General features: G+C 69.6%; 18 protein-coding genes and 1 tRNA gene. 8 read left to right on the top strand and 11 right to left on the bottom strand.

The features are described from left to right. Positions 1–54 precede the first annotated feature (54 nt). Genes FKN01_RS16625 through FKN01_RS16605 form a run of 5 tightly spaced genes read left to right on the top strand, consistent with a single transcriptional unit; the run spans position 55 to position 5,815 of the window. A complete protein-coding gene (locus FKN01_RS16625; RefSeq protein WP_143621149.1) occupies positions 55–849 on the top strand; it encodes a hypothetical protein in 795 nt (264 codons plus the stop codon). Further along, the gene (locus FKN01_RS16620) at positions 846–3,023 is read left to right on the top strand and encodes a hypothetical protein (RefSeq protein ID WP_143621146.1); all 2,178 of its coding nucleotides are present in this window, start codon (positions 846–848) and stop codon (positions 3,021–3,023) included. The genes FKN01_RS16625 and FKN01_RS16620 overlap by 4 nt, the downstream gene beginning before the upstream one ends. Before the next feature lie 30 nt (positions 3,024–3,053). Further along, positions 3,054–4,229: a hypothetical protein gene (locus FKN01_RS16615; protein WP_143621143.1), complete on the top strand. Its 1,176-nt coding sequence runs from the start codon at positions 3,054–3,056 to the stop codon at positions 4,227–4,229. Next, complete coding sequence (locus FKN01_RS16610) at positions 4,226–4,735, top strand: Pycsar system effector family protein (RefSeq protein ID WP_143621141.1); 510 nt, start codon at positions 4,226–4,228, stop codon at positions 4,733–4,735. Before FKN01_RS16615 ends, FKN01_RS16610 begins: the two co-directional genes overlap by 4 nt. Positions 4,736–4,762: 27 nt before the next feature. Next, complete coding sequence (locus FKN01_RS16605) at positions 4,763–5,815, top strand: M48 family metalloprotease (protein ID WP_260696915.1); 1,053 nt, start codon at positions 4,763–4,765, stop codon at positions 5,813–5,815. A 79-nt stretch (positions 5,816–5,894) separates the two neighbouring features. Here FKN01_RS16605 and FKN01_RS16600 read toward each other — a convergent pair whose 3' ends face one another. From FKN01_RS16600 to FKN01_RS16550, 10 genes are all read right to left on the bottom strand, one after another. Then, positions 5,895–9,794 carry a DNA-directed RNA polymerase subunit beta' gene (locus tag FKN01_RS16600; RefSeq protein WP_143621139.1) on the bottom strand — a complete coding sequence of 1,300 codons (3,900 nt, stop codon included), beginning with the start codon at positions 9,792–9,794 and terminating at the stop codon, positions 5,895–5,897. Positions 9,795–9,924: 130 nt separating this feature from the next. Next, positions 9,925–13,410 carry a DNA-directed RNA polymerase subunit beta gene (gene rpoB, locus FKN01_RS16595; RefSeq protein ID WP_143621137.1) on the bottom strand — a complete coding sequence of 1,162 codons (3,486 nt, stop codon included), beginning with the start codon at positions 13,408–13,410 and terminating at the stop codon, positions 9,925–9,927. Positions 13,411–13,994: 584 nt separating this feature from the next. Then, positions 13,995–14,378, bottom strand: a complete 384-nt coding sequence (rplL, locus tag FKN01_RS16585; protein WP_143621134.1) for a 50S ribosomal protein L7/L12 — start codon at positions 14,376–14,378, stop codon at positions 13,995–13,997. 84 nt (positions 14,379–14,462) lie between these two features. Next, positions 14,463–15,020 (bottom strand): 50S ribosomal protein L10, encoded by a 558-nt coding sequence (gene rplJ, locus FKN01_RS16580; protein ID WP_018101258.1) that lies wholly within the window; start codon positions 15,018–15,020, stop codon positions 14,463–14,465. Positions 15,021–15,310: 290 nt separating this feature from the next. After that, entirely contained in the window at positions 15,311–16,219 is a 909-nt protein-coding gene (locus FKN01_RS16575; RefSeq protein ID WP_143621132.1) for an LppX_LprAFG lipoprotein, read from the bottom strand. A gap of 157 nt (positions 16,220–16,376) precedes the next feature. Next, positions 16,377–17,099, bottom strand: a complete 723-nt coding sequence (gene rplA / locus FKN01_RS16570; RefSeq protein ID WP_143621129.1) for a 50S ribosomal protein L1 — start codon at positions 17,097–17,099, stop codon at positions 16,377–16,379. An 80-nt stretch (positions 17,100–17,179) separates the two neighbouring features. Beyond that, positions 17,180–17,614, bottom strand: coding sequence for a 50S ribosomal protein L11 (rplK, locus tag FKN01_RS16565; RefSeq protein WP_143621126.1), 435 nt, complete (start codon positions 17,612–17,614; stop codon positions 17,180–17,182). Positions 17,615–17,789: 175 nt separating this feature from the next. Then, a complete protein-coding gene (nusG, locus tag FKN01_RS16560) occupies positions 17,790–18,623 on the bottom strand; it encodes a transcription termination/antitermination protein NusG (protein ID WP_143621123.1) in 834 nt (277 codons plus the stop codon). A 71-nt stretch (positions 18,624–18,694) separates the two neighbouring features. Continuing rightward, positions 18,695–18,982, bottom strand: a complete 288-nt coding sequence (gene secE, locus FKN01_RS16555) for a preprotein translocase subunit SecE (protein ID WP_143621121.1) — start codon at positions 18,980–18,982, stop codon at positions 18,695–18,697. Positions 18,983–19,088: 106 nt separating this feature from the next. Then, positions 19,089–19,161, bottom strand: a tRNA-Trp gene (locus FKN01_RS16550). Between the two features lie 225 nt (positions 19,162–19,386). On the opposite strand from FKN01_RS16550, the gene FKN01_RS16545 reads away from it, so the two are divergent. Continuing rightward, entirely contained in the window at positions 19,387–20,613 is a 1,227-nt protein-coding gene (locus FKN01_RS16545; protein WP_143621119.1) for a pyridoxal phosphate-dependent aminotransferase, read from the top strand. Positions 20,614–20,737: 124 nt separating this feature from the next. Then, the gene (locus FKN01_RS16540) at positions 20,738–21,760 is read left to right on the top strand and encodes an adenosine deaminase (RefSeq protein ID WP_143621116.1); all 1,023 of its coding nucleotides are present in this window, start codon (positions 20,738–20,740) and stop codon (positions 21,758–21,760) included. 9 nt (positions 21,761–21,769) lie between these two features. Here FKN01_RS16540 and FKN01_RS16535 read toward each other — a convergent pair whose 3' ends face one another. Continuing rightward, positions 21,770–22,369: a TetR/AcrR family transcriptional regulator gene (locus tag FKN01_RS16535; protein WP_143621113.1), complete on the bottom strand. Its 600-nt coding sequence runs from the start codon at positions 22,367–22,369 to the stop codon at positions 21,770–21,772. Positions 22,370–22,456: 87 nt separating this feature from the next. On the opposite strand from FKN01_RS16535, the gene FKN01_RS16530 reads away from it, so the two are divergent. After that, entirely contained in the window at positions 22,457–23,092 is a 636-nt protein-coding gene (locus tag FKN01_RS16530; protein WP_143621110.1) for an NAD(P)-dependent oxidoreductase, read from the top strand. Positions 23,093–23,450 lie beyond the last annotated feature (358 nt).

The following is a 23,450-nucleotide window of genomic DNA, read 5'->3' as shown; positions in this document are numbered from 1 at the left end:
CCCGCCGGCGGCAGGCTCTTGCCGACCCAGCCGACGGCGAGAGGCGGTACTCCCATGTCCCACCCCGTGCACAGCACCATCCTTCTCCTCGACATCGAGAAGTTCAGCGAACGCGATGACGTGGAGCAGGCGTACCTGCGCCGGATGCTGTTCGAGCTCGCCGACCGCGCCCTGCTGGACGCGGGCATCGAAATGACCTTGCGGCGGCGGGCCGACCGGGGCGACAGCGTGATGGAGCTGATCGACTCCAACGCTTCGTCGACCGCGCTGCTGCGTACGCTCCTCACTTTCGTACCGGCGGAGCTGCGGGCGTTGAACCGCAGGGCATCCAGCTCCGCGCAGATGAGGCTGCGCGGAGTCGTCGCGTCCGGGTTCGTCGCCGTCGACGGTGGCGGCGGCTGGGTGGGGTCCGACCTCAACCACGCGTGCCGGCTGCTCGACGCGGACGTACTGCGGCAGGCGCTGCGGGCCAGGCCGGGCGACGACTTCGTGCTGGCCGTGTCGGAGACCGTCTACCAGGGCGTCGTGCGGCACAACCACGCCGGGGTGTCGGCCGACGAGTTCCACGCCGTCACCGCGGACAGCAAGAACGGGCCCCTGCCGGCCTGGCTGCACAGCCCGGGGTCCTGGGCCCCGGTGCCCGCCCCCGAGGCCGATGCCGCCGCCCCCGGCCCGACGCGTCAGCAGCCCCCGCCGCACCCGGCCCCCGCGCCCGCGCCCGCGTCCACGTTCGGCCTCGGCGGGGCGACGGTGAACGGCGGCGTCTTCGGCGGCGACAACCACGGCATCGGCGGCGGCGTCTTCCACGGCGACGTGCGGTTCGGCAGCGACCGCGGGGACCGGGGGTGAGCGGCGAGTCCGATCCCCGTCGTCCGGCCGAGGAGGAGCAGTCACCGGCCTCCGCGCCCGCCGGCCACGCGGACGAGGCCGCCGACGCCGTTGCGCCGGACCGGCCGCAGGAGGCGTGGGCGGCTCGCCGGGACCTGGAGGACCACGTCCCGCGCACCATGGCGTTCGGTGCGCAGACGCGGCTGACCGGTGGCGTGCTGGGCGGCGTCAACCACGGGATCGGGGGCGGCTCCTTCCACGGTGACGTCCATGTGGACGCCAGGACCCACGTCCACTACGGGTTCGGCGGCCCGTCGGCCGCCGGTTCCTCGGGCGAGATCCGCGCTGCCACGCTGAGCGGGATCGCCGCGTGCTTCGCCGACCCGGGCCCGGCCTTCGCGGCGCTCGTCGAGCAGCTGCACGAGGAACGCGTGCTCGTGCTCAGCGGGCCCCAGTCCTCGGGCCGGCGTACCGCCGCACTGATGCTGCTGCACCGCCTCGGTCTCTCTCCGGTGCGTTCACTGGCCCGGGACACCGCACCGCACTCCCTTCTTCCGGACGGCGACGAGGACACCGGGGCGAAGGGCCACCTCCTGTGCGACCTGGAGACCGACGGAAACAAGCCGTTACGGGACGTTGATCTGCTGGCTCTGCGCGACCGGCTCGGCCGGCGGGACGCGTACATGGTGATCACGGTCGGGCCAAAGGCGCACCTGGAGGACGTCGAGGCCCGAGCCTGGCAGCCGCCCGCGCCGGCTGACGTACTCTCCGCGCACCTGCGGACCCGGCTCGACGAGCACACCATCGCCGACCTGCTGGCCCTGCCGGTGGTCACGGAGTTCCTCGCACGCGACCACCAGCCCCGCGAGACCTCCGCGTTCGCGTCCGAACTGATCGGGTTCGCGGCCGGGGACGTCAGCGGGGAGCAGGTCGACAACTTCTCGTTGCGAGCCCTCGAAGACCAGGTCCGGGAGTGGTTCGAGGAGGACGACAGCGTGCTGCACCTGCGGGAGAAGTCCTTCCTCATCGCGCTCGCGGCGTTCGACGACGGGCCGTATGCGCTGACGGCCGAGGTCAGCGACCGGCTCTACGCACGCCTGCAGGAGACAGCGGACTCCCAGCTCCCCGCCGCCGTACCCGTGTTCGGTACGCACATCGGCAGACGCCTCCAACGCGCGCGGGCCCGCCGCTATGAGGCCGACGAGCCCACCGAGTGGGGTCCGGTACGGCAGGTGAAGGCAGCCTTCCGGGACGACCGGACCTCGCTCGTCCTCCTGCGCGAGGTGTGGACCGGGCATCCCTCGGCCCGACCGGCCCTGGTGCAGTGGCTGCAGGAACTGGCGAAGGACGGCAGGCCACTCGTTCGCACCCGCGCGTCCTCCACGGTCGCCGTGCTGGCCCACACCGACCTTCCCTCCGCCATGGCACTCGTCATCGAGCCGTGGGCGGCGTCCCCGCTGTACGGCCCCCGGACCGTCGCCGTGCACGCCCTGGCCCTCGCGCATCGCATCGGCACTCCGAACGTGCCCGAGATCCTCGACGCCTGGTGCGACAGCCAGGCACCCCACCTCCGCTGGGTCGCCATCCGCACGCACGGGCTCATCGGACCCGAGCGACCGGTCGAGACCCTGGCCGCCCTGCGCACCGCGGCACACCGGGAGGACCGGGACGAGCCGGACGAGTCCGGTGGTCAGGACGACGGACAACTGGGCTCGGCGCTGGCCGAGTCGGTGGAGCTCCTCCTGCTCTCCACGGCGAAGGACCAGGTGCTGGACGAGCTCCTGAGGACCCAGGTACGCGACCAGCGCATGGGGGACCTCACCATGAACGGCTTCCTCGGCGCCTGCGGACGCACCGAGCGCGGTGCCCCGAAGGGCCGGCCCCTGGTCCTGGACTGGTACGCGGAGTCGCTCACGACGCCCGCCCCCGCGGCGGCGGGCATCCGACTGCTCATGCGGACGGCACTGAACGACCGCGACCACCGCAAACGCGCCCTGGACGTGCTGAGCCGGTGGGTGCTCTCGGCCGAAGGCGCACCCGGAAGCGAAAGCGCGCTCGCCCACCTGCTGGGCGGTCTTTCCGTGGACGAGCCGGAGCGCCGGCGCATCAGCCACCTGCTGCGCACGCTCCCCGGCGGCGACGGCACACCCACGCCCGTCGCGCAGCGCCTGCTGGCCTCGCTGCCGACGCCCTGAATCCCGACCGAACACAGGAGGCAAGCCGACATGAACCCGTTCCACGGTCCTCCCGAGTGGGAGCAGCCCGCCGGCCGCCATACGCCGCTCACCGATCCGGTGCTGACCGTACGCCAGATCACCCGACTCGGCTTCGTTCCCCGCAGGCTCACCCGCATCGACCACGCCCTGGTGTTCGCGACCCCCTCCGGCGGCTACCGCACGTCCTTGCCACCGATCCGGCCGACGCGGGCAGAGATCATCAGCAAGCGCTACACCGCCGTGTACGAGGTGGACATGGGCGTCCATCCCGTCCGCGCGAGACTTGCGCTCCCCAGCAGGAACGACGCCCTCCAGTTCGACAGCGTCATCGAGTTGAGCTGGCAGGTGGGCGATCCAGCGGTCTTCGTCGCATCGAGACACCGCGACGTACCGCGACTGCTGCTGGGCGAGCTGGAGCGGGCCGCCCGCGACGTCACGCGCCGTTTCGCCATCACCAGCAGCACCCAGGCGGAAGCCGAAGTCCTCCGCGCGGTACAGGCCCGGGGCCCGCTGGGCGCGCAGGCGGGGCTCCTCGTCACCTGGACGATGCGGCTGCACCGGGACCAGGACAACATCGAACACGAGAGGCGCATGCAACGAATCGACCACGACGCCGTGGAGAAGGTCCACAAGGAACGCCGGGCCATGGCCCTCGACTTCGAGACGACCCACCGCGCCCTGGCGTACGGCGAGCAGCAGCAGGCACTGCTCCTCCAGAAGCAGAAGTGGCGTACGGAGTTGCAGGACGCCGAACTCGCCAAGGTCGACTTCTACCAGCGCCAACTGGAACAGGGCGGAGTCCGGGCCTGGGCCCTGCACCTCGCCGAGCACCCGGAGGACTCCCGGCTGGTCATGCAGAGTCTTCGCCAGGACCAGCTGAGCATGATCCGCGCCAAGGCGGACATGGTCACCCAACTGCTCAACAGCGACAACGTCGAGGGGTACGAGCTCGAAGGTCCCAAGAACCTCGCCCTGCGTGCCCTGCACGACATCCTGAACCACCAGCTGCCGGCCGACGAGACGGGCCGAGGAGCCCCCGCGCCCCGGCTGCCCCTGTCCGCCGAGTGGCCCGACGAGCCCGAGGCGACGGTCCCGGGGCCACAGGTCCCCGAGCCCCGGCAGCAGCCAGCCACGGCGGCACCCGCCCACGAGCAGGATGTGTACCTGCCCAAGGACGTGCCATGACCGCCCCGGACCCCGCGCCCGGCGCGGAGGCCGCGTCACGACTTCTCGCCGACCTCCGCACCGAGATCGCCCGCGCCGACAGCAAGGCGGCCGTCGTGGTGGCCGCCCTCGGCATCAGCTCGGGCCTGGTCTGCGGAATCCTGGCCGGCACGAGGTGGCCTTCGAGCCGCCTGTCCGGCTGGGGTTCCGCCCTCTGGTGGACGGGAATCACCGTCCTGGCCATCGCCCTGCTGTGCCTCCTGATGGCCGTCGTACCGCGCTACCGGGTCCGCGGCGCAGGACCCGGCGCTCCCCTCACCTACTTCGGGGACATCCAGCGGGCCGTGCGGCTGAACCGCCTCCCGCAGGCTCTCGCCGACACGGAACGACTGCCGATGCCCGCCCTCCTGGCGGCCCTCGCCGAGACCAGCCGGATCGCGTTGCGCAAGCACCAGTGGATCCGGGCCGGACTGGCCGCGTTCTGCCTGGGCGCTCTGCTGCTCCCCGTTTCCGTGGTCATCGGCTGACCTCACCCCCACGACCCGAGGACGGACATGCCCCAGCACCCCGACCCGGACCACCCCGCCGCCCCATACGGGGCGGTCCCCCCGGAAATCGCCGGCCCCGACGCGGTGGACGATCTCGAATACCGCCACGCCCCCGGGACCCGGCTGCATCTCGCCGCGCGCCGACGACGCGCGGACGCCACCGCACTGGGCGGACTGGCGCTCCACCTCCCCGCCTTCGCGTTCAGCCTGGGAGCGCTCCTCGCCGTCGGGCGGCTCCTCGACCTCGCCTGGAGGGTGCCGTACTGGCTCCCCGCCCTGGTCTGGCTGGCGTCCGGCCTGCTCGTCTTCCACCGGCCGGCGGAGGACCTGTACGCCCGGTACGTCCTGGGCCTCCGCTACCCCCTCCCCCGGGAGCGCGCCCGGCTGGACCCGGTCTGGCGCGAGGTGACGGGACGGGCGGGCGTCGAGGGCGAGCGCTACCGCCTCTGGGTGGAGGACACCCCGAACCTCAACGCGTACGCGGCTGCCGGGCACATCGTCGGCGTGACCCGGTTCGCCCTGGAGAACCTGTCGAGCGCCCAGCTCGCGGCCGTACTCGCCCACGAACTGGGCCATCACACGGGCGGCCACAGCTGGTCCACGCTGGCCGGACGCTGGTACACGCTGCCCGCCCGCACGGCGTTCCGGGCCGGACGTGCGGTACTTCTCGGCGCCGGCGGCCGGGCCGCGCGGCTCGGCACGGTGGCCACCGCGGCGCTGATCGCCGGGTGCGGCGTCGTGCTGCTCGGACCGGCGGCGATCGTGCTGGGCGCGGCACCGCTGGTGCTGCTCGCCCTGCCTTACGCCGCAGCGGCGCTGAGCCGACGCGCCGAGCTGCGGGCGGACCTGCACGCCGCCTCGCTCGGCTTCGCGCCCACGCTCACGGAGGTCCTGCTCGCCATGGAGGAGGGCCGGCACCCCGCGCACCCGGGCACCGGGCCGGCCATGACGGGAATGGGCGGCGCCAGTCCGGGCCCGGCCGCGCACCTGCTGGCCTCTCACCCGGACTACGCGACCCGCGTGCACCGCCTCCGCCCGTTCCTGGCCCCGGACCGCTGAACCGCGCGAGCCGGGCACGCCGAAGGGCGGCCACCCCGATGCCGGGGTGACCGCCCTCCGGGCGTATCAAGCGACTCGCTTACTGGTTGTACGGACCGTAGTCGTAGTCCTCCAGCGGAACGGCCTGGCCGGAGCCCGTGCCGAACGGCGAGTAGTCGATGTCGTCGTAGCCGACGGCCGAGTACATCGCGGCCTTGGCCTCCTCGGTCGGCTCGACCCGGATGTTGCGGTAGCGGGACAGGCCCGTACCGGCCGGGATGAGCTTACCGATGATGACGTTCTCCTTGAGGCCGATCAGGGAGTCGGACTTGGCGTTGATCGCCGCGTCCGTCAGGACCCTGGTCGTCTCCTGGAAGGAGGCCGCGGACAGCCACGACTCCGTCGCCAGCGACGCCTTGGTGATACCCATCAGCTGCGGACGGCCGGAGGCGGGGTGACCGCCCTCGGTGACCACGCGACGGTTCTCGGTCTCGAACTTCGAGCGCTCGACGAGCTCGCCCGGCAGCAGCTCCGCGTCGCCGGACTCGATGATCGTCACGCGGCGGAGCATCTGCCGGATGATGATCTCGATGTGCTTGTCGTGGATCGACACGCCCTGCGAGTTGTAGACCTTCTGGACCTCGCCGACCAGGTGGACCTGGACCGCGCGCTGGCCGAGAATGCGCAGCACGTCGTGCGGGTTGGTGGCACCCACGGTGAGCTTCTGGCCCACCTCGACGTGGTCGCCCTCGCCGACCAGGAGACGGGCGCGCTTGGAGATCGGGAAGGCGATCTCGTCGCTGCCGTCGTCCGGGGTGACGACGATCTTCTTGGTCTTCTCGGTCTCCTCGATGCGGACGCGGCCCGCGGACTCGGAGATCGGGGCGACACCCTTGGGCGTACGCGCCTCGAAGAGCTCGACGACACGCGGCAGACCCTGGGTGATGTCGTCACCGGCCACACCACCGGTGTGGAAGGTACGCATCGTCAGCTGGGTACCGGGCTCACCGATGGACTGGGCGGCGATGATGCCGACCGCCTCACCGATGTCGACCAGCTTGCCGGTGGCGAGCGAGCGCCCGTAGCAGAAGGCGCAGGTGCCGACCGCGGACTCGCAGGTCAGGACCGAGCGGGTCTTGACCTCCTCGACGCCGGCGTTCACCAGGGCGTCGATCAGAACGTCACCGAGGTCGACGTTGGCAGGCGCGATGACCTTGCCGTCCACCACGACGTCCTCGGCGAGCATGCGGGCGTAGACCGAGGTCTCGACGTCGTCCGTCTTGCGGAGGACACCGTCGTCGCCCTTGACGGCGATCTTCAGCTTGAGGCCGCGGTCGGTGCCGCAGTCCTCCTCGCGGATGATCACGTCCTGCGAGACGTCCACCAGACGACGGGTCAGGTAACCCGAGTCGGCGGTACGCAGGGCGGTGTCCGCCAGACCCTTACGGGCACCGTGCGTGGAGATGAAGTACTCCAGAACGGTGAGGCCCTCACGGAAGGACGCCTTGATGGGACGCGGAATCGTCTCGTTCTTGGCGTTGGACACCAGACCACGCATACCGGCGATCTGACGCATCTGCATCATGTTTCCTCGGGCACCCGAGTCAACCATCATGAAGATGGGGTTCGTCTTGGGGAAGTTCTCGTTCATGGCCTCGGCGACCTCGTTGGTCGCCTTGGTCCAGATCGCGATGAGCTCCTGCGTGCGCTCGTCCTTGGTGATCAGACCGCGCTCGTACTGCTTCTGGACCTTCTCGTCCTGCTCCTCGTAGCCCTTGACGATGGCCTTCTTGGCCTCGGGCACGACGACGTCGGAGATGGCCACGGTGACGCCCGAACGGGTCGCCCAGTGGAAGCCGGCCGCCTTCAGGTTGTCGAGCGTCGCCGCCACGATGACCTTGGGGTAGCGCTCGGCGAGGTCGTTGACGATCTCGGAGAGCTGCTTCTTGCCGACCGAGTAGTCGACGAACGGGTAGTCCTCGGGCAGCAGCTCGTTGAAGAGCGCGCGGCCCAGGCTCGTCCGCAGCCGGAAGGTGTCACCCGGCTGGTACTCGGGCTCGCCCTCCTCGGCGACCGGCGGCACCCAGCCGCGCGGCGGGATGGTGCCCACCGGGAAGCGGATGTCGACGGACGACTGCAGCGCCAGCTCGCCGGCGTCGAACGCCATGATCGCCTCGGCCGTGGAGCCGAACGCGCGGCCCTCGCCCTTGGTGTCACGGAGGTCGCCGTCGGTGGTCAGGAAGAACAGACCCAGCACCATGTCCTGGGTCGGCATCGTGACCGGGCGGCCGTCGGCCGGCTTGAGGATGTTGTTCGAGGACAGCATCAGGATGCGGGCCTCGGCCTGCGCCTCCGCGGAGAGCGGCAGGTGCACGGCCATCTGGTCACCGTCGAAGTCCGCGTTGAACGCGGTGCAGACGAGCGGGTGGATCTGGATGGCCTTGCCCTCGACCAGCTGCGGCTCGAAGGCCTGGATGCCGAGGCGGTGCAGCGTGGGCGCACGGTTCAGCAGCACCGGGTGCTCGGCGATGACCTCTTCGAGGACGTCGTACACCACGGTGCGACCGCGCTCGACCATGCGCTTGGCCGACTTGATGTTCTGCGCGTGGTTCAGGTCGACCAGGCGCTTCATCACGAACGGCTTGAAGAGCTCCAGCGCCATCGCCTTCGGCAGACCGCACTGGTGCAGCTTGAGCTGCGGACCGACGACGATCACGGAACGCGCGGAGTAGTCCACGCGCTTGCCGAGCAGGTTCTGACGGAAGCGGCCCTGCTTGCCCTTCAGCATGTCGCTGAGGGACTTCAGCGGGCGGTTGCCGGGTCCGGTGACCGGACGGCCACGACGACCGTTGTCGAAGAGGGCGTCCACGGCCTCCTGGAGCATGCGCTTCTCGTTGTTCACGATGATCTCGGGCGCGCCGAGGTCGAGAAGCCGCTTCAGGCGGTTGTTGCGGTTGATCACGCGGCGGTACAGGTCGTTCAGGTCGGAGGTCGCGAAGCGGCCACCGTCCAGCTGCACCATCGGACGCAGGTCCGGCGGGATGACCGGCACGCAGTCGAGCACCATGCCCTTGGGCTTGTTGCTGGTCTGCAGGAACGCGGAGACGACCTTGAGGCGCTTGAGCGCACGGGTCTTCTTCTGGCCCTTGCCGGTACGGATGATCTCGCGGAGGCGCTCGGCCTCCTCGTCGAGGTCGAAGGACTCCAGGCGCTTCTGCAGCGCGGCGGCGCCCATGCAGCCGTCGAAGTACGTGCCGAAGCGGTCACGCAGCTCGCGGTAGAGCAGCTCGTCGCCCTCCAGGTCCTGGACCTTGAGGTTCTTGAAGCGGCTCCACACCTCGTCGAGGCGGTCGATCTCGCGCTGCGCACGGTCGCGCAGCTGCTTCATCTCGCGCTCGGCACCTTCGCGCACCTTGCGGCGCACGTCGGCCTTGGCGCCCTCGGCCTCCAGCTCGGCCAGGTCGGACTCGAGCTTCTTGGCGCGGTTCTCCAGGTCGGAGTCGCGGCGGTTCTCGATCTGCTGGCGCTCGACGGAGACGTGGGCCTCCAGGGAGGGGAGGTCGCGGGTGCGGCGCTCCTCGTCCACGAACGTGATCATGTACGCGGCGAAGTAGATGACCTTCTCGAGGTCCTTCGGCGCGAGGTCCAGCAGGTAGCCCAGGCGCGACGGGACGCCCTTGAAGTACCAGATGTGGGTGACGGGAGCGGCGAGCTCGATGTGGCCCATGCGCTCGCGGCGCACCTTGGCGCGCGTGACCTCGACGCCACAGCGCTCACAGATGATGCCCTTGAAGCGGACACGCTTGTACTTGCCGCAGTAGCACTCCCAGTCCCGGGTCGGACCGAAGATCTTCTCGCAGAAGAGTCCGTCCTTTTCGGGCTTGAGGGTGCGGTAGTTGATGGTCTCCGGCTTCTTGACCTCGCCGTGGGACCAGGTCCGGATGTCGTCCGCGGTGGCAAGGCCGATCCGCAGCTCGTCGAAGAAGTTGACGTCGAGCACTTGTCGTCAATCCCTCTTTCGGGGGTTCGAGCCCCCTCGCGTCACGCGAGTGAATCGGGGCACTTCAGCAATGGTCTGAACGGGTCCGGGGAGAGCCGGCCGGATCACGGAGATCCGGCCGGCCAACCCGTCAGACCTCTTCGACGCTGCTCGGCTCGCGCCGGGACAGGTCGATACCGAGCTCCTCCGCCGCGCGGAAGACGTCCTCGTCCGTGTCGCGCATCTCGATGGACATGCCGTCCGAGGACAGCACCTCCACGTTGAGGCAGAGCGACTGCATTTCCTTGATGAGCACCTTGAAGGACTCGGGAATGCCAGGCTCGGGGATGTTCTCGCCCTTGACGATCGCCTCGTAGACCTTCACGCGGCCGGTGACGTCGTCGGACTTGATCGTCAGCAGTTCCTGGAGGGCGTAAGCGGCGCCGTAAGCCTCAAGGGCCCACACCTCCATCTCACCGAATCGCTGCCCACCGAACTGCGCCTTACCACCCAGCGGCTGCTGCGTGATCATGGAGTACGGGCCGGTCGAGCGGGCGTGGAGCTTGTCGTCGACCAGGTGGTGCAGCTTGAGGATGTACATGTAGCCGACCGAGACCGGGTCCGGGAACGGCTCGCCGGAGCGGCCGTCGAACAGCTTGGCCTTGCCGGAGGGCTGCACCAGACGCATGCCGTCGCGGTTCGGGATCGTGGCCTCGAAGAGACCGGAGATCTCGTCCTCGCGCGCGCCGTCGAAGACGGGCGTGGCGACGTTGGTGCCGGGGGCGACCTGGTCGGCGCCGATGGCCTGCAGGCGCTTGGCCCACTCGTCACCGAGGCCGGAGACGTCCCAGCCGCGGCTGGCGAGCCAGCCGAGGTGGATCTCCAGGACCTGTCCCGGGTTCATTCGGGACGGGACGCCCAGCGGGTTGAGGATGATGTCGACCGGGGTGCCGTCCTCCAGGAACGGCATGTCCTCGATCGGCAGGATCTTCGAGATGACGCCCTTGTTGCCGTGACGGCCGGCGAGCTTGTCACCGTCGGTGATCTTGCGCTTCTGCGCGACGTAGACGCGGACCAGCTGGTTCACGCCCGGCGGCAGCTCGTCGCCCTCCTCGCGGTCGAAGACGCGGACGCCGATGACCTTGCCGATCTCGCCGTGCGGCACCTTCAGCGAGGTGTCGCGGACCTCGCGCGCCTTCTCACCGAAGATCGCGCGGAGCAGTCGCTCCTCGGGGGTCAGCTCGGTCTCACCCTTGGGCGTGACCTTGCCGACGAGGATGTCGCCGGCGACGACCTCGGCACCGATGCGGATGATGCCGCGCTCGTCCAGGTCGGCGAGGACCTCCTCGGAGACGTTCGGGATGTCCCGGGTGATCTCCTCGGGGCCGAGCTTGGTGTCACGGGCGTCGACCTCGTGCTCCTCGATGTGGATCGAGGAGAGGACGTCGTCCTGCACGAGGCGCTGCGACAGGATGATCGCGTCCTCGTAGTTGTGGCCCTCCCACGGCATGAACGCCACGAGCAGGTTCTTGCCGAGCGCCATCTCACCGTTCTCGGTGGCCGGGCCGTCGGCGAGGACCTGGCCCTCGATGACGCGGTCGCCCTCGGAGACGACGACCTTCTGGTTGACCGAGGTGCCCTGGTTGGAGCGCATGAACTTGGCGATGCGGTACGTGGTGTACGTACCGTCGTCGTTCGTGACGGTGATGTAGTCCGCGGAGACCTCCTGGACCACACCGTCCTTCTCGGCCTTCAGCACGTCACCGGCGTCGGTGGCGCAGCGGTACTCCATGCCGGTGCCGACGAGCGGCGCCTCGCTCTTGATGAGCGGAACGGCCTGGCGCATCATGTTCGCGCCCATGAGGGCGCGGTTGGCGTCGTCGTGCTCCAGGAAGGGGATCATCGCGGTCGCGACGGACACCATCTGGCGCGGCGAGACGTCCATGTAGTCGACCTCGTCGCTCGGGACGTAGTCGACCTCGCCGCCGCGGCGGCGGACCAGGACGCGGGCCTCGGTGAAGCGCAGGTCGTCGGAGAGCACCGCGTTCGCCTGGGCGATGACGAAACGGTCTTCCTCGTCGGCGGTGATGTAGTCGACCTCGTCGGTGACCTGACCGTCGACGACCTTGCGGTACGGCGTCTCGATGAAGCCGAACGCGTTGACGCGGCCGTACGAGGCGAGCGAACCGATCAGACCGATGTTCGGGCCTTCGGGGGTCTCGATCGGGCACATGCGTCCGTAGTGGGACGGGTGCACGTCTCGGACCTCGAAGCCGGCCCGCTCACGGGAGAGACCACCCGGGCCGAGCGCCGACAGACGGCGCTTGTGGGTGAGACCCGACAGCGGGTTGTTCTGGTCCATGAACTGCGACAGCTGGCTGGTGCCGAAGAACTCCTTGATGGAGGCGACGACCGGCCGGATGTTGATCAGGGTCTGCGGCGTGATCGCCTCGACGTCCTGGGTGGTCATGCGCTCGCGCACGACGCGCTCCATACGGGCGAGACCCGTACGGACCTGGTTCTGGATGAGCTCGCCGACGTTGCGCAGGCGGCGGTTGCCGAAGTGGTCGATGTCGTCGGTCTCGACGACGATCGTACGACCGGACTCGCCGACCGTCTCGGTCTCACCGGCGTGCAGCTTGACCAGGTACTTGATGGTCGCGATGACGTCGTCGGTGGTGAGCACGCCGGCGTCCAGCGGCTCGTCCGCGCCGAGCTTCTTGTTCACCTTGTAGCGGCCGACCTTCGCGAGGTCGTAGCGCTTCGGGTTGAAGTAGAGGTTCTCGAGCAGCGTCTGAGCGGCCTCGCGGGTGGGCGGCTCGCCCGGGCGGAGCTTGCGGTAGATGTCGAGCAGCGCGTCGTCCTGGCCCTGGGTGTGGTCCTTCTCCAGGGTGGCGCGCATGGACTCGTACTCGCCGAACTCCTCGAGGATCTGCTCGGTGGTCCAGCCGAGCGCCTTGAGGAGGACGGTGACCGACTGCTTGCGCTTGCGGTCGATGCGGACACCGACCATGTCGCGCTTGTCGATCTCCATCTCCAGCCAGGCACCCCGGGAGGGGATGATCTTGGCGGAGAAGATGTCCTTGTCGGACGTCTTGTCGATCGACGAGTCGAAGTAGACACCCGGCGAGCGGACCAGCTGCGACACCACGACACGCTCGGTGCCGTTGATGACGAAGGTGCCCTTGTTGGTCATGAGCGGGAAGTCGCCCATGAAGACCGTCTGGGACTTGATCTCGCCGGTCTCGTTGTTGGTGAACTCGGCCGTGACGAAGAGCGGGGCGGCGTACGTGAAGTCGCGCTCCTTGCACTCGTCGATCGAGTTCTTCGGGGGCTCGAAGCGGTGGTCGCGGAAAGTGAGCGACATCGACCCGGAGAAGTCCTCGATCGGGGAGATCTCCTCGAAGATCTCCTCAAGGCCGGACTTGGTGGGGACGTCTTGTCCACTGTCCAGAGCAGCCTCGACGCGAGCCTTCCAGGCGGCGTTGCCGAGGAGCCAGTCAAAGCTCTCGGTCTGCAGCGCGAGGAGGTTCGGAACCTCGAGGGGCTCCTTGATCTTTGCAAAAGAGATGCGCAGCGGGGCGGTGCTGGCGCCGTTGTTCGTATTCGCGGTCGAGGCGTTGCGCGAGGCGGCCAAGAGGGGGTCCTTCCGAGGGCTCGGACTCACTACGCGCGTACCGGTCCCAAATTGGACATGAGGGCAGAAAATCCCAGGTCAGGGATGCTCGGTCCACGATGCTCAAGATGGGTATGCCCCTGGTGACGGGCAGGGAGCAGCTAACAGGCAGCGCAAAGGGTCAGTGTAGCCAAGTGCCACACTGATGTCCAGTCGGGGTTATCAGAGACCCACGTTGCTCTCAACAGCTCTTCTCAACACCTTGTCCAGCCCTGCGCGAGGTGCGCCCTTCTTTACTGCCCGCTCCGCCGTCGATCCATGCCTCGGATTCGGATCGATTCGGCGACGCGCCTTGAGAATTGCGCGCCGCGTGCGGTTCGTCAAGGGCCCCCTCGGCCTCGTCCGCCCTCGGGCCCCGCGGACCACCGCCCGCACGCCCCACGAGAGGCGCACGGCGAAGATCACCATACTCGTCAACGCGGGAAGGGCAAGACACCCGCCTCCGGTACGCCGAAAGGCGACCACCCGAACGGGTGATCGCCTTTCGCGATGTGACTCCGCGCCTCGCGGCACGGGGGTCCTGAGGAGTCAGACGACTCCCTGGGTCACTTGACCTCGACGGAGGCGCCGGCGCCCTTGAGGGCCTCGGCGGCCTTGTCCGCGGCGTCCTTGGCGACCTTCTCGAGGACGGGCTTCGGGGCGCCGTCCACGAGGTCCTTGGCCTCCTTCAGACCCAGGGAGGTCAGCTCGCGCACGACCTTGATGACCTGGATCTTCTTGTCGCCGGCGGCGGTGAGGATGACGTCGAACTCGTCCTTCTCGTCCTCGGCCGGGGCGGCCGGGCCACCCTGGACCGGGCCCGCGACGGCGACGGCCGCGGCGGCGGTGACGTCGAACTTCTCCTCGAAGGCCTTCACGAACTCGGCGAGCTCGATGAGGGTGAGCTCCTCGAACTGAGCGAGCAGGTCTTCCTGGGACAGCTTCGCCATGACAGGCGTCCTTCCACTATTCGGCAGGTGCCGGATGTATGTGTCGGCGGGCGTACACGGTGCCCGCTGGACCGCTGAGCGTGATTACTCGGCGGCCTCGGCGGGAGCCGGCGTACCGGCACCGCCCTGCTCCTCCAGCTTGACGCGAAGCGCTTCCGCGGTGCGGACGAACTTCGACGGCAGCGCCTGGAAGAGCTGCGCAGCCTGAGTCTGCTTGCCCTTCATGGCACCGGCCAGCTTGGCGAGCAGAACCTCGCGGGACTCGAGGTCCGCGAGCTGCTTGATGTCATCGGCGGACAGCGCCTTGCCGTCAAGGACACCGCCCTTGATGATCAGGTTCGGGTTGTCCTTGGCGAAGTCACGAAGACCCTTCGCCGACTCCACCGGGTCACCGGTGACGAAGGCAACCGCCGTCGGACCTGCGAACAGGTCGTCCAGCGTGTCGATCCCGGCCTCGTTGGCCGCAATCTTGGTCAGCGTGTTCTTCACCACGGCGTACTGGGCGTTCTCACCGAGCGAACGGCGCAGCTGCTTGAGCTGTGCCACGGTGAGACCCCGGTACTCGGTCAGCACGGCGGCGTTCGAGCTGCGGAACTGGTCCGCGAGCTCGGCTACCGCAGCAGCCTTGTCGGGCCTTGCCATAGCGTCGGCCTCCTTCCGGGTGATGAGGACCGCTCGAAAGGGACCGGAAAGACGAAACGCCCCGGCGCGGGCGCCAGGGCGTAGCTCGACCGGACGGAATCCGGGAGCTCTCCACAGTCACCTGCGCAGGTCGTCCGCATCAACGGAGCCTTCGGTTGCCCGAACCTCACGGTTCAGGACAACGACCAGCGGTCTTTGGCTTCTGCAGAAGAGTACGCGACTGGGGTCGCGCCGGGCAAATCCGTCCCGCTTCGGGTGGTGCCGGGAGGTTTGAACTCGCCGGAACCGGGTCAGGAGGCGGCCCCCTGCTGCTGCTCCAGCATCTCGGCGAAGTCGACGGTCTCGGCGGCCGGCGGGCGCTCGACCGAGACCTTCGTGCCGTAGTCGCTGTAGAACACCGTGGAGTTCAGCTCGCCGGTCTTCATCTCACCGCGCTCGGTCTTCTTCACCAGCAGGTCGTTCTCGTCGACCCAGATGTCGATGGTCTCCGTGGTGATCCCGGCGTCGGCCAGCTGCTTCTTGAGGGCGGCGACCTCGTCGGCGTCGAGATTGCCGCTCTTGGCGGTCAGCTCGGCGACGTCGACCGTGCCCGAGTAGTGCGTGGTGCTGACGCCGCGGACGTCCTCCTGGCCGACCTTCTTGACGTCACCGGAGGCCAGCAGCGACTTCACCCCCTGCTGGGGGGTGCTGTTCTGCATCTGGTCCTTCATCACCTCGCCCGAGGCTCCGGCCATCTCGGCGAGGTCGTCATAGCTGTAGTTGATCCAGCGCTTGCCGCCGGTCTGCTGGGCCAGGGCCTCGCCCATGTCGGCCGCGTACCCGTCCTTGAAGTAGCGGGCCTCCATCGTGCCGCTGCCGCCGGCCTGCTTCAGGGTGTCGGCCATGGTGCCGCCGGTGTACGTGATCTTCATGGTGCCGGTGATCCCGTCGGACCAGTCCATGACGCCCGTCTGCTTCATGGACATCGTGCTGCCCATGGTGGTCTCCCCCTCGACCCGGGCCGACTGCGCCTGGCCGGTCTTCTTCTGCACGGCGACCAGCGCGGCGATCGGGTCGACCTTCACCACGGAGCTGCCGCGGCTCTCCTTCTCGGTCCCGCCCTTGCCCCCGTCGTCCGATCCGCCACAGGCCGCGACCGAGGTCAGCGCCGCCACCACGGCGACGGACAGGCCCAGGCGCCTCACGGTATGGGTCTTCATCTTCGATTCCGCCCCTCATTCGACTCTCGGTCACCCACGCTAACGCAGGGCTCCGACAGTCATGTCCACGTACGAATGAGGACGAGCCCCGCACCTCGAAAGGTTGCGGGGCCCGTCCATGTCACACGTGACGCGGCGGTCGTACGAGCGCGGAGGCTCAGACGGCGGCCGGGTCCTCCTCGACGAGGAGGTTACGGGTGCGGTTGGGGTCCAGCGGGATGCCGGGGCCCATCGTGGTCGCCAGGGCGGCCTTCTTGATGTAGCGCCCCTTCGCCGCGGACGGCTTCAGACGGAGGACCTCCTCCAGCGCCGCTGCGTAGTTCTCCACCAGCTTGGTGTCGTCGAAGGACACCTTGCCGATGATGAAGTGCAGGTTCGAGTGCTTGTCGACGCGGAACTCGATCTTGCCGCCCTTGATGTCGTTGACAGCCTTCGCGACATCGGGGGTGACCGTACCGGTCTTCGGGTTCGGCATCAGACCACGCGGACCGAGCACGCGGCCGAGGCGGCCGACCTTGCCCATGAGGTCCGGGGTCGCGACGACGGCGTCGAAGTCCAGACGGCCCTTCGCCACCTCGTCGATGAGCTCGTCGGAGCCGACGATGTCGGCGCCGGCGGCTTCCGCGGCCGCAGCACGGTCACCGGTCGCGAAGACCAGGACCCGGGCGGTCTTGCCGGTGCCGTGCGGGAGGTTCACGGTGCCGCGGACCATCTGGTCGGCCTTGCGCGGGTCAACACCCAGGCGGAAGGCGACCTCGACGGTGCCGTCGAACTTCGTGGTGGCGGTGTCCTTGGCGAGACGGACGGCCTCGAGCGGGGCGTACAGGCGCTCCCGGTCGACCTTGGCGTCCGCAGCGCGGAGGTTCTTGCTGCGCTTCACTTCTACTCCTGATGTTTTTCAGAGTGTGGAGTCGTGGTGCGGACCAGCGCCGGTCCTACCACTGAGGGAGTGGGGCTGAATCAGCCTTCGACCGTGATGCCCATGGAACGGGCGGTGCCCTCGATGATCTTCGACGCGGCGTCGAGGTCGTTGGCGTTCAGGTCGGGGAGCTTCGTCGTGGCGATCTCGCGGACCTGGGCGGCCGTCAGCTTGGCGACCTTGGTCTTGTGCGGCTCGCCGGAGCCCTTCTCCACACCCGCGGCCTTGAGGATCAGCTTGGCGGCCGGCGGAGTCTTGGTGATGAAGGTGAAGGAGCGGTCCTCGTAGACCGTGATCTCCACCGGCACGACCATGCCACGCTGCGACTCGGTCGCGGCGTTGTAGGCCTTGCAGAACTCCATGATGTTGACGCCGTGCTGACCCAGCGCGGGGCCGACCGGCGGGGCCGGGTTGGCCGCACCGGCGTTGATCTGGAGCTTGATAAGCCCCGTGACCTTCTTCTTCTTGGGAGGCATGTGCTCTCTCCGGGTCCTAGTGAGAGTTTTCGCCGTCATCCGGTCATCCGGATGCAGGCATACCGCACAACGATAACGGGTATAGCCGTGCGTCCAAAAACCAAGCAGGTCAGACCGGCTGCGAGAGCCTGTCTGACCTGCTCGGTAGGCATGTGTCCAGAAGCGGGCGGAAAGCTCAGTTCTTCTGGATCTGGTCGAAGCTCAGCTCGACCGGGGTCTCGCGCCCGAAGATCTCGACCAGGCCCTTGACCTTCTTCGAGTCGGCGTTGATCTCGTTGATCGTCGCCTGCAGCGTCGCGAACGGGCCGTCGGTGACGGTGACCGAGTCGCCGACCTCGAAGTCCAGCACCTGGACCTCGACCTTACGGGCCGGAGCCGGCTTGCCCTCGGCCTCGGCGGCCTCGCGGGCGGCCTTCTCCTCGGCCTCCGGAGCGAGCATCTTGACGATCTCGTCCAGCGTCAGCGGGTACGGGTCGTAGGCGTTGCCCACGAAGCCGGTGACGCCGGGGGTGTTGCGGACGACGCCCCAGGACTCGTTCGTCAGGTCCATGCGCACCAGGACGTAACCCGGGAGCTTGTTCTGACGGACGTTCTTGCGCTCGCCGTTCTTGATCTGGACGATTTCCTCCTCAGGCACCTCGGCCTGATAGATGAACTCCTCCACGTTCAGCGAGACGGCGCGCTGCTCCAGGTTGGCCTTCACACGCTTCTCGTAACCGGCGTACGTGTGGATGACGTACCACTCGCCCGGCAGCCCGCGGAGCTCCTCGCGCAGGGCCGTGACGGGGTCGACGGGCTCGGCCGGCTCGGCCTCCTCCTCGTCGGCCGCGTCCGCGGTCTCCGCGGTCTCCTCGGCGGCGTCCTCGAACGCCTCCTCGCCGGCGTCGGCGGCTTCGGCCTGGTCCGACTCCTCGGCGTCCGCCGCCTCGACGATGTCGAGCTCGTCCTCGGCGGACTCGAAGGCGCCCGCCGTCGGCTCGACGGCGTCGTTCAGGTTCGGGTCAGACACGGTGGCTTCTTCCTGGATACATATGGGTGGAACATGCGAAAGGGGCGCCCATCAGGCGCCCTTCGCGTGGATCAGCCGAAGACGGACTTGACGACCCGCGCGAAACCGAAGTCAATCACGGTTACGAGGCCGATCATGACGACGACGAACGCGATCACCACACTGGTGTACGTCGTCAGCTGGTTGCGCGTCGGCCAGACGACCTTGCGGAGCTCCGCGACGATCTGGCGGTAGAAAAGCGCGAGACGGCCCAGAGGGCCCTTCTTGCCGCGCTTGCCGCCCTTCCGGGACTTCTTCTTCGACTCGGGTGCCTCGTCCTCGGCATCAGGCTTGTCGATGGAGCCCACGGCGTCCGTCACGCTTCTCACCTGATTCCGGGTCGTGGCCGTGCCGCGCCCGGTGGAGCCGCACGGCGGTGCATTGAAGTACGTACATGCGCACACATCCTGGCGAAGGAGTGTGTAGCAGGGCCGGAGGGACTTGAACCCCCAACCGCTGGTTTTGGAGACCAGTGCTCTACCAATTGAGCTACGACCCTTTGTGGATTCCACCAACCTACCGCATGTCCCCGGATGATCCGAGTGCAGGAACGGTGCGGCTGGTGAAGGCCAACGACAGGAGAGTGTACGTGCTCAGAGGCCCGGCGTCGAACAGAAAGCTGCTGATCGCTCCTGGTCGCTTCGTGTCCGCATGCTGTCCGAGTGCTGTCCGGTCCCTGAAACCCCTGTGCCGACGCGGAAAACGGTCTGGGAGCATGGGGGTCATGAGCGCTGCTACTTCTCCGTCCGAGAGCCGGGTCTCCGCCCGCATCGGTGCCATCTCCGAGTCCGCCACCCTCGCCGTCGACGCCAAGGCCAAGGCCCTCAAGGCCGCCGGCCGCCCGGTGATCGGCTTCGGTGCCGGCGAGCCCGACTTCCCGACGCCCGGCTACATCGTGGACGCCGCCGTCGAGGCGTGCCGTACCCCGAAGTACCACCGCTACACCCCGGCGGGCGGGCTCCCCGAGCTCAAGGCCGCCATCGCGGAGAAGACGCTGCGCGACTCCGGTTACGAGGTCGACGCCTCCCAGATCCTGGTGACCAACGGCGGCAAGCAGGCGATCTACGAGGCGTTCGCCGCGATCCTCGACCCGGGCGACGAGGTCATCGTCCCGGCCCCGTACTGGACCACCTACCCCGAGTCGATCCGGCTGGCCGGCGGTGTCCCGGTGGAGGTCGTGGCCGACGAGACCACCGGTTACCGGGTCTCCGTGGAGCAGCTGGAGGCGGCCCGTACCGAGCGTACGAAGGTCGTCCTCTTCGTCTCCCCGTCGAACCCGACCGGCGCGGTCTACAGCGAGGCGGACACCGAGGCGATCGGCCGCTGGGCCGTCGAGCACGGCCTCTGGGTGCTGACCGACGAGATCTACGAGCACCTGGTCTACGGGGACGCGAAGTTCACCTCGATGCCGGCGGTCGTGCCCGAGCTGCGCGACAAGTGCATCGTGGTCAACGGCGTCGCCAAGACGTACGCGATGACCGGCTGGCGCGTCGGGTGGATCGTCGGCCCCAAGGACGTCGTGAAGGCCGCGACCAACCTCCAGTCGCACGCCACGTCCAACGTCGCCAACGTCTCGCAGGCCGCCGCCCTGGCCGCCGTCTCCGGGGACCTGGACGCGGTCGCCGAGATGCGCACCGCCTTCGACCGGCGCCGGAAGACCATCGTGCGGATGCTCAACGACATCGACGGCGTGTTCTGCCCGGAGCCCGAGGGCGCGTTCTACGCGTACCCGTCGGTCAAGGAGCTGCTCGGCAGGGAGATCCGCGGCAAGCGCCCGCAGACCTCGGTGGAGCTGGCCGCGCTGATCCTGGACGAGGCCGAGGTGGCGGTCGTCCCGGGCGAGGCCTTCGGCACGCCGGGCTACCTGCGCCTGTCGTACGCGCTGGGCGACGACGACCTCGTCGAGGGCGTCTCGCGGCTCCAGAAGCTGCTGGGCGAGGCGAAGGCGTAAGCGCCACCCCTTCCCGTAAAAGCGACCCCCGATGTCCGGACCGGGGGTCGCTTTCGCGTTCGAGGGGGCACCCGATGGAGAAAGCGGCTACCGCGCCGCCCCCTCCGTGCGGCAGGATCTTGCAATGGAACGTGATGTACGGCTGCTGCCCAAGGCCCACCTGCACCTGCACTTCACCGGGTCGATGCGGCCCACGACGCTGCTGGAGCTCGCCGACAAGTACGGGGTGCGGCTGCCCGAGGCCCTGACCGGCGGCGAGCCGCCCAAGCTGCGCGCCACGGACGAACGGGGCTGGTTCCGCTTCCAGCGGCTGTACGACATCGCCCGGTCCTGCCTGCGGGCCCCCGAGGACATCCAGCGCCTGGTGCGCGAGGCCGCCCAGGAGGACGTGGCGGACGGGTCCGGCTGGCTGGAGATCCAGGTCGACCCCACCTCGTACGCGCCCCTGCTCGGCGGGCTGATCCCGGCGATCGAGATCATCCTGGACGCGGTGGACGCCGCCTCGCGCGAGACCGGGCTGCCGATCCGGGTGGTCATCGCGGCGAACCGGATGAAGCACCCGCTGGACGCCCGCACCCTCGCGCGGCTCGCCGTGCGGTACGCGGACCGGGGCGTCGTCGGCTTCGGCCTCTCCAACGACGAACGGCGCGGGATGGCCCGGGACTTCGACCGGGCGTTCGCCATCGCCCGGGAAGGCGGTCTGCTGGCCGCTCCGCACGGCGGCGAGCTGTCGGGCCCGTCCAGCGTCCGGGACTGCCTGGACGACCTCGACGCGGCCCGGGTGGGGCACGGGGTGCGCGCCGCCGAGGACCCCCGGCTGCTGCGCCGGCTCGCGGAGGCGGGGGTGACCTGCGAGGTGTGCCCCGCGTCCAACGTGGCCCTCGGCGTCTACGAGAAGCCCGCCGACGTCCCCCTGCGCACCCTCTTCGACGCCGGCGTGCCGATGGCCCTCGGCGCGGACGACCCGCTGCTCTTCGGTTCCCGGCTGGCCGCGCAGTACGAGCTGGTCCGGCGCCACCACGCGTTCAGCGACGAGGAGCTGGCCGAGCTGGCCCGCCAGTCGGTGCGCGGTTCCACGGCGCCCGAGCCGGTGCGGGCGGAGCTGCTGGCGAAGGTCGACGCGTGGCTGGCCGGGCCGGTTGCCTGAGCTTCGGCCTCAGCCCGCGAGGCCGTTGAGGAGGGTGCGGGCCAGGGACGCCGCGAAGGCGTCCAGCGGCTGGGGCGGCTCGCCGGTCTCCGTGGCGTCGTAGGCGAACGCGCGCTGGGCGCAGGCGCCGAGGAGCAGGGAGGCGGCCGCGTAGGTGTCGGCGTCGGGCCGGACGCGGCCGGCGGCCTGTTCGGCCCGCAGATAGCTGTCGACGCCGCGAATGGGCAGGTGGGGGCCGGTGCCGAGCTCGCGCATGGCCGCGTCGTGGCGCTCCTTGAGCCTCGGTTCGGCGTACAGGGAGGCGGCGATCGGGAAGCTCTGCTCGTAGAACAGGGCGGCCTGGCGGGCGATGCCTGTGAGGTTCTCCTCGACCGACCGCTCCCCCGCGCCCGGGTCGGCGAAGAGCTCACGCAGGTCGACCCTGGGCAGCCGTTCCTGGAGGACCACCACGAACAGCTCCTCCTTGCTGAGGAAGTGCTTGTAGAGCGCGGCCTCTGAGCAGCCGGCGGCCCTGGCGATCTCCTTCGTGGTGGTCCGGGCCAGGCCCTTGGTGAGCATGAGCTGGTGGGCGGCGTCGACGAGGCGGACGCGGGCCGGCTTCTGCTCCATGGGCCCTCCGATAAGGCTTGACGGGTGAGTGGTTACCCACCCACTCTAGGGGTGAGTGAATACTTACCCACCTCGAAGGGGTGCGCCATGAAGCTCACGGTTTTCGGTGCCACCGGCGGTATCGGACAGGAGATCGTCCGCCAGGCGGTGGCGGCGGGGCACGAGGTGACGGCGGTGGTCCGCGACCCCGCCCGGCTCGCGGTCCCGCTCTCGGACGTCACGGTGCACACCGCCGCCCGGGTGGACGACCCGGAGGCGCTGCGGGAGGCGGTGGCGGGGCGGGACGCGGTCCTCTCCGGCCTCGGCTCCAGGGGCCGCAAGGCCGACGGCGTCGCCGAGCGGCTGACCCGCGCCGTGCTGACCGCCATGGAGGCGGAGGGCACCCGGCGCCTGCTGGTGGTCAGCGCCGCCCCGGTCGCCCCCGCGCCCGCCGGCGAGCCGCTGCTCGACCGGATGGTGCTCTCGATGCTCGGCGCGGTCCTCAAGGAGGTGTACGCGGATCTCACGGCGATGGAGGCGGCGCTGGCGGCCTCGGCCACGGACTGGACGTCGGTGCGGCCGCCCAAGCTGACGAACGGCCCCCTGACGGGCGCCTACCGGACGGTGATCGCCGGCAACCCGCGCAGCGGCCGGACCATCTCCCGCGCCGACGTGGCCCACGCGATGCTGGCACTGACCAACGACCCGGCGACGGTGAAGCAGGGCGTGGGGGTGGCGTATTGAGGGGGCGGGGGCTGGGGGGGCCGGGGGCGGGAGGCCGGGGGCGGGGGCCGGGGCCGGGAGGCCGGGGGCCGGGGGCCGGCACCCCGAAGGCCGGGCGCCCCGGGGCCCGCCACCCCGGGGGCCGGGAGGCCGGGCGCCCCGGAGGCCGCGGGCCGGGAGGCCGGGGGCGCGGCCCGGGGGCCCGGCCCCCCGGGAGCGCGAGGACGCGCCCCGGGGGCGGGGCCCCGGGCCGGGAGGCCGGGGCCCGGCACCCCGGGGGGCGGGGGGCCGGGCGGCCGGGCGGCCGGGCGGCCGGGAGGCCGGGAGGCCGGGAGGCCGGGAGGCCGGGAGGCCGGGAGGCCGGGAGGCCGGGAGGCCG

This window comes from Streptomyces sp. 130 (genome assembly GCF_007096885.1).
Taxonomy (GTDB): domain Bacteria; phylum Actinomycetota; class Actinomycetes; order Streptomycetales; family Streptomycetaceae; genus Streptomyces.
Note: the sequence above shows the minus strand (reverse complement) of the source record. Positions and strands in the feature narration are given on the sequence as shown.

Bases quoted from the DNA above. Each gene is read 5' to 3' on its own strand.
- rplK (WP_143621126.1), bottom strand. From the start codon at position 17,614: ATGCCTCCCAAGAAGAAGAAGGTCACGGGGCTTATCAAGCTCCAGATC.
- rplJ (WP_018101258.1), bottom strand. From the start codon at position 15,020: ATGGCAAGGCCCGACAAGGCTGCTGCGGTAGCCGAGCTCGCGGACCAG.
- FKN01_RS16605 (WP_260696915.1), top strand. From the start codon at position 4,763: ATGCCCCAGCACCCCGACCCGGACCACCCCGCCGCCCCATACGGGGCG.
- FKN01_RS16615 (WP_143621143.1), top strand. From the start codon at position 3,054: ATGAACCCGTTCCACGGTCCTCCCGAGTGGGAGCAGCCCGCCGGCCGC.
- FKN01_RS16545 (WP_143621119.1), top strand. From the start codon at position 19,387: ATGAGCGCTGCTACTTCTCCGTCCGAGAGCCGGGTCTCCGCCCGCATC.
- FKN01_RS16575 (WP_143621132.1), bottom strand. From the start codon at position 16,219: ATGAAGACCCATACCGTGAGGCGCCTGGGCCTGTCCGTCGCCGTGGTG.
- FKN01_RS16625 (WP_143621149.1), top strand. From the start codon at position 55: ATGTCCCACCCCGTGCACAGCACCATCCTTCTCCTCGACATCGAGAAG.
- rplL (WP_143621134.1), bottom strand. From the start codon at position 14,378: ATGGCGAAGCTGTCCCAGGAAGACCTGCTCGCTCAGTTCGAGGAGCTC.
- FKN01_RS16535 (WP_143621113.1), bottom strand. From the start codon at position 22,369: ATGGAGCAGAAGCCGGCCCGCGTCCGCCTCGTCGACGCCGCCCACCAG.
- FKN01_RS16530 (WP_143621110.1), top strand. From the start codon at position 22,457: ATGAAGCTCACGGTTTTCGGTGCCACCGGCGGTATCGGACAGGAGATC.
- FKN01_RS16540 (WP_143621116.1), top strand. From the start codon at position 20,738: ATGGAACGTGATGTACGGCTGCTGCCCAAGGCCCACCTGCACCTGCAC.
- FKN01_RS16610 (WP_143621141.1), top strand. From the start codon at position 4,226: ATGACCGCCCCGGACCCCGCGCCCGGCGCGGAGGCCGCGTCACGACTT.